Source organism: Lyngbya aestuarii BL J (genome assembly GCF_000478195.2).
Lineage (GTDB): Bacteria > Cyanobacteriota > Cyanobacteriia > Cyanobacteriales > Microcoleaceae > Capilliphycus > Capilliphycus aestuarii.
Genome location: NZ_AUZM01000141.1, coordinates 1 through 6,014, shown reverse-complemented (window position 1 = coordinate 6,014; position 6,014 = coordinate 1). Strand labels below are relative to the sequence as shown.

General features: G+C 42.2%; 4 protein-coding genes. 2 read left to right on the top strand and 2 right to left on the bottom strand.

Features of this window, described 5'->3' with window-relative positions; translation table 11 throughout:
* A partial coding sequence (locus M595_RS26820; RefSeq protein ID WP_023069741.1) for a BamA/TamA family outer membrane protein occupies nt 1-2,571 on the top strand: 2,571 nt, incomplete at its 5' end.
* A 44-nt stretch (nt 2,572-2,615) separates the two neighbouring features.
* Here the strand turns inward: M595_RS26820 and M595_RS26815 are convergent.
* A complete protein-coding gene (locus M595_RS26815) occupies nt 2,616-3,713 on the bottom strand; it encodes a hypothetical protein (protein WP_023069739.1) in 1,098 nt (365 codons plus the stop codon).
* A gap of 178 nt (nt 3,714-3,891) precedes the next feature.
* On the bottom strand, nt 3,892-5,421 hold the full coding sequence (locus M595_RS26810; RefSeq protein ID WP_023069738.1) for a YifB family Mg chelatase-like AAA ATPase: 1,530 nt from the start codon (nt 5,419-5,421) through the stop codon (nt 3,892-3,894).
* 125 nt (nt 5,422-5,546) lie between these two features.
* On the opposite strand from M595_RS26810, the gene M595_RS26805 reads away from it, so the two are divergent.
* Complete coding sequence (locus M595_RS26805; protein WP_023069740.1) at nt 5,547-5,894, top strand: histidine triad nucleotide-binding protein; 348 nt, start codon at nt 5,547-5,549, stop codon at nt 5,892-5,894.
* Nucleotides 5,895-6,014 lie beyond the last annotated feature (120 nt).

Below are 6,014 nucleotides of genomic sequence, written 5' to 3'. Positions count from 1 at the left end.
TTAGAAGAAGTTAAACCGGAGATAATTGAACCGTCTCAAGAATTGGCTTTATCTAAGTCAAAATTATCAGAAATTTCGGATGAAATCGCACTAAATAAGTTAGAAGAAGTTAAACCGGAGATAATTGAACCGTCTCAAGAATTGGCTTTATCTAAGTCAAAATTATCAGAAATTTCGGATGAAATCGCACTAAATAAGTTAGAAGAAGTTAAACCGGAGATAATTGAACCGTCTCAAGAATTGGCTTTATCTAAGTCAAAATTATCAGAAATTTCGGATGAAATCGCACTAAATAAGTTAGAAGAAGTTAAACCGGAGATAATTGAACCGTCTCAAGAATTGGCTTTATCTAAGTCAAAATTATCAGAAATTTCGGATGAAATCGCACTAAATAAGTTAGAAGAAGTTAAACCGGAGTGGGCTGAATCTACGGAACAATTCGGGTTAAATAAATCAAAATCAGAGCTAGAAATCAACCGAGAAATTACTTTATACAAAATCGAAGAAGATCAAGCTGAACCGATCTTATTCAAATCAGAAATTGCAGGTGCTACAAATGTAAATCAAAGTCAATCTATTCAACTTGGAGAACCGTTACAACAACAACCCTTTGAACTCGCTCAAGCGTCCCCAGAAGGAGAAGTCGAACCCGAAATTGAACCCGAAAACAATAACATACCCGAACCTCCTCCCCCTGTTCCCCAACCTCAATTTCCCGTTCCACCCCCACCCAGTCCGACACCAAGACCCTCTCAAAACGCCCAACCCGAACCTCAAGTATTAGTCGCGGAAGTTGTGATTGAGGGAACCGATAATGAAGCTTTAATTGAAAGAGTTTATAATGCGATTTCAACAGTACCCGGAAGAACTACAACTCGTTCTCAACTCCAACAAGATATTAACGCGATTTTTGCATTAGGATTTTTTAGAAATGTTCGGGCGCTTCCACAAGACACACCATTAGGTGTACGAATTACCTTTGAAGTCGAACCCAACCCCCCCTTAGAAGCAGTGATTATCGAAGGCGATAGTGTACTCCCACCAGAAGTAGTAGAAGAAAGCTTCTCAGGTCAGTTTAACGAAGTGATTAACCTCAATGAAATTGAAGAAGCAATTCAAGAAATTAATAGCTGGTATCAAGAAAATGGTTATGTATTAGCTCAGGTAATTGAAGCACCCGAAGTCAGCCCAGATGGAACCTTAACACTGGTTGTTGCTGAAGGAGAAATTGAAAAGATTCGGGTTCAGTTTTTAAGCAGTGAAGGAGAACTAACAGACGAAGAAGGAAACCCCATCGAAGGGAAAACTCAAGACTACATTATTACTCGTGAAATTGAGTTAGAACCCGGAGATGTTTTCAACCAAAGAACCGCTCAACAAGACTTATCTCGTATCTTTGGTTTAGGGATTTTTGAAGATGTGCGACTTCAGCTTGAACCCGGAGATGAAGATCCCCGAAAAGCAGTAATGGTGGTGAATATCGTTGAACGGAGTACAGGTTCTCTAGTTCTTGGGGGTGGGGTCAGTTCGGCGACAGGCTTGTTTGGTACGGTAAGTTATCAAGAACTCAATATTAACGGTCGAAATCAACGCTTAGGATCAGAAGTTCAGCTTGGTGAACGGATTCTCTTACTAGATATTAGCTTCACTGATCCTTGGATTGATGGAGATCCTTACCGCACCTCCTACACCGCCAATATTTTCCGACGCCAAGCTATTTCAGTGATTTTTGAACAAGATGACGATGATGACAATGTTCGACTTCCCAACGGCGATCGCCCTCGGGTGGTTCGTACAGGGGGCGGAATTACGTTTACTCGTCCCTTTGCTGAAGATGTCTTTAGCCCTCCCAACTGGGTTGCTTCGTTGGGCGTTCAATATCAGCACGTTGAAATTAGAGATGGAGACGGAGACATAACGCCTCGGGATGACGCCGGAAAACTCCTCAGTGAAAGCGATGACGGTGAGGATGATCTGTTTACGGTACAATTTGGAATTGCCAGAGATCGCCGGAATAATCAGCAATTTCCAACTTCAGGATATGCGTTTCGATTCGGTACCGAACAAGCGATTCCCATTGGTTCAGGGAGCATTTCTTATAATCGCTTGCGGGCGACTTATAGTTATTATCTTCCAATCCGTTTGATCGAATTGGTTCCAGATGCGCCTCAAACGATAGCATTCAACTTCCAAGCCGGAACTATGATCGGAGATTTTCCGCCCTATGAAGCCTTTGCTTTGGGGGGTGCTAATACCGTTCGAGGTTGGCGTGAGGGTCATTTAGCCGCCGCCAGGAGCTTTGTTTTAGCCTCTATTGAGTATCGTTTCCCTGTATTTGCAATCAGTAACTTCCTCGTTGGAGGAGCCATATTTATTGATGGGGCGACTTCTTTAGGAACTCAGAGTACCGTTCCTGGAAACCCGGGCGGAATTCGAGGTAAACCGGGTAGTGGTTTGGGTGTGGGTGCCGGTTTGAGAATTCAATCTCCTTTAGGGCCAATTCGGATTGACTACGGGGTGAGCGATGAAGGCGACGGACGGATTCACTTCGGGGTTGGTGAACGGTTCTAATGTTTAATCCGGGATTAGGGATGAGGGACTTTAGCAACCAACCCCTAACTCCCCACTTTCAACTCCCAACTTCCCGCTTCAGACATAGCAATCACTGTACTTCCCGTAGCGATCGCAGAATTCATATCAGTACCCATTTTAGAGATATAAATTTTCCATTCTGGAGAGATTTCTTCCCAAATTGCTTTGATCACTGAAGCACTCAGTAACGCAGTTCCCAAGGTTGGAAATAAAACGACAACAGTTGTAATCACCGCCGAAGTCAACATTCTTGGCCCAACTGCGGTGATCGCTTGTTCGAGAGTCATTTCATCTTTTAAAACTTTAATTAAAGTCGGAATAACTTCGATCCCAACCGTAAATCCTAAAGCCGCAAAAGCACTCCCATCCATCAGTTTTTGAATAACTTTAATGGCTACACCTCGCAGAAAACCTGTTTTTAAACCAGCTAAGGTCACTTCCAGAATTTTATATAATTCAGCTTGATCAAATTCTTGTTCATCTCGACAATAAGCCCCAATTGTTTTTAGAGATCGAAACAGAATATTAATAATCGTGTTAATCGCAGCACCTTCTAAACCTGTGTCGCTCACTTTTCCAAGCTTTGCGGCCTCATTCATCACATTCGCTGCTAAATAAGGATTTTCAGCCACCCATTCCGCAAAATATTGATTAACCGGAACACTTTTCACCCCATCAATATTAATCGAAATAGTGGCTTCTGAACGATCAGCATTTTCGGAATTTGTGAATCTTTTTCCTGAATAATACTCAGATATAACTGGTTTTTCAATAGGTTGTACTGCACCTGCTTTGGCTTGAATATTGGAAATGATTTCTCCAACTTTTTTAATAGAAAGATCTGGATTCAATTTTTTCATTCTATCGACTGAAATTTGATCAGCACCTGATCTCGATCCTTTCAGTTCCGCACTAATATTCAAGCCAATAGCTTGTAAATGTTCAAACACAAAACCAGCAGCTTGTGGATGTTGGCTAACTGAACGATGACTTTTGTTGCTCAAACCAGAACCAGATTCTAGCATTGATACTGCACCATATTTAAGGCTTTGGGCGGTAACGGAGAAATTGTCGCTTGCAGAAGGAATGAGTCCGTTCACTGTGTCAATTTGACTTTTCATAATTCTGGCTCAGTTGTCAAGCAACTGGAATAGACGGAAGACTTCTTGCACTATTTTAATTTTTTCAGTCTGAATAAAAAAGGGTTGAATTACTGAACTTTCCAAAGAATGGATGTATAGTTCAATTTTTGCCTCTCCGTAAATTCACCAGTTTATGAAGCTTTTTTGAACCTAAAACTTATTGCATTCGATCCAAAGTCCGATATTGAATGGATTCAGCTAAATGATTGGCTTGAATATCATCTGATTCTGCTAAGTCTGCAATCGTGCGAGAGACTTTTAAAATGCGATCGCTGGCCCGTGCTGATAATCCTAATTTCCGAATCGCCGCTTCTAAAAGCTGACGACTGCTTTCGTCGAGTTTACACCACTTTTGAATATGGCGGCTTTGCATTTGTGCATTACACTGAATTTGAGGTTCTTCTTGAAACCGAACTTGAGCAATATTTCGTCCTTTTTTAACTCGTTCTCGAACACTTTCTGAGTCTTCTCCGGTTGATTGTTGGATAATTTCTTCAGGTTTTAAACGATTAACAGCCACTTGTAAATCAATCCGATCCATTAATGGCCCTGATAGTTTTGCCCAATATTGTTCTCGTTGTCGGGGCGAACAACTACAAGCTTGAATCGGATCACCGTAATACCCACAAGGGCAAGGATTGGTACTAGCAATCAAAGTAAACTTAGCCGGAAAAACAACCGATTGACGAGTGCGAGTCACCGTCACAAATCCATCTTCTAAAGGTTGACGTAAATACTCTAAAACATTACGCTTAAATTCTGTGAGTTCATCAAGAAATAAAATCCCATTGGTAGCGAGGGAAATTTCACCAGGTTTTGGGAAACTTCCTCCTCCAACTAAAGACGGCCCTGATGCTGAATGATGGGGACTACGAAAAGGGCGATCGCAGATTAAACGACCTCGATTTTTTAACAGTCCAGCAACAGAATAAATGCGAGTGACTTCTAAGGCTTCTTCAAAGATTAAAGCAGGTAAAATCCCCGGTAAACGTCGAGCTAGCATTGTTTTTCCACTGCCAGGAGGCCCGACAAAAATCAGATTATGTCCGCCTGTTGCGGCAATTTCTAAGGCACGTCGAGCATGAATTTGTCCTTTAACGTCCTTTAAATCTAAACCAATTGCTTGAGTTTGAGATAACACTTTTGAGCGATCTAATTTCACAGGTTGATAGGCATCAGGACGTTCTAAAAAATCAGCCACCTCAAAAATTGTTTTAAACCCATAAACCGAAACATCTTCAACAATTGCAGCTTCTTGAGCATTATCTTCCGGTACAACTAACCCGGTAATTCCCATTTTAGAAGCCGCCGTCGCAATGGGTAAAACCCCGGCAACTGCCCGCAAACTACCATCTAATGAAACTTCACCGAGAAATAAAAAATCCCCTAACAAATTGGGATTCACTTGTTCAGAAGCGGCTAAAATTCCAATACTAATGGGCAAATCAAAACTTGGCCCTTCTTTCCGCAAATCAGCCGGAGTTAGATTAATCACAATACTCCGCATCGGAAAGGCATATCCGGCGTTTTTTAATGTCGCTTTGACTCGTTCACGGGATTCTTGTACAGCAGTATCCGGTAAGCCTAAGACTACGATTTTGGGGAGTCCTCCAGAAATGTCAACTTCGACTCCCACTTTAACGGCATCAATTCCGACAACAGATGCACTCCAAACTCTGGCTAACATGATGATTTGAATGGATAATAATAGGGTTAATCTCGTATGATTGATCAAACAACGGAAAAACTAAATAATTAGAGCTTTTCGTTGTCCATCAGATGCAAGAGTTGAAGTCAAACCCAATCAGACCAATGACTGATCAAGATACAGTATTTAGTAAAATCATCCGTCGTGAAATTTCGGCTGATATTGTTTACGAGGATGAGTTGGTTTTAGCCTTCAAGGACATTGCCCCCCAAGCACCTGTCCATATTATTCTGATTCCAAAGAAGCCTATTCCTAAGTTAGCCGATGCGACGCCAGAAGACCATGCTCTTATGGGACATTTGTTGTTAAAAGCGAAACAAGTCGCCGCTGAAGCTGGACTTGATAATGGTTTTCGAGTCGTGATTAATAACGGGCCAGATGGGGGTCAAACCGTTTTTCATCTCCATGTTCATATTATGGGAGGTCGTCAGATGCAGTGGCCACCCGGTTAGAAAGAGATGGGGAGGTAGGGAGATGGGGATATGGGGAGGTAGGGAGATGGGGAGGTAGGGAGGTAGGGAGATGGGGAGATGGGGAGATGGGGAGGTAGGGAGATGGGGAGATGGGGAGAT

Bases quoted from the DNA above. Each gene is read 5' to 3' on its own strand.
- M595_RS26810 (WP_023069738.1), bottom strand. From the start codon at position 5,421: ATGTTAGCCAGAGTTTGGAGTGCATCTGTTGTCGGAATTGATGCCGTT.
- M595_RS26805 (WP_023069740.1), top strand. From the start codon at position 5,547: ATGACTGATCAAGATACAGTATTTAGTAAAATCATCCGTCGTGAAATT.
- M595_RS26815 (WP_023069739.1), bottom strand. From the start codon at position 3,713: ATGAAAAGTCAAATTGACACAGTGAACGGACTCATTCCTTCTGCAAGC.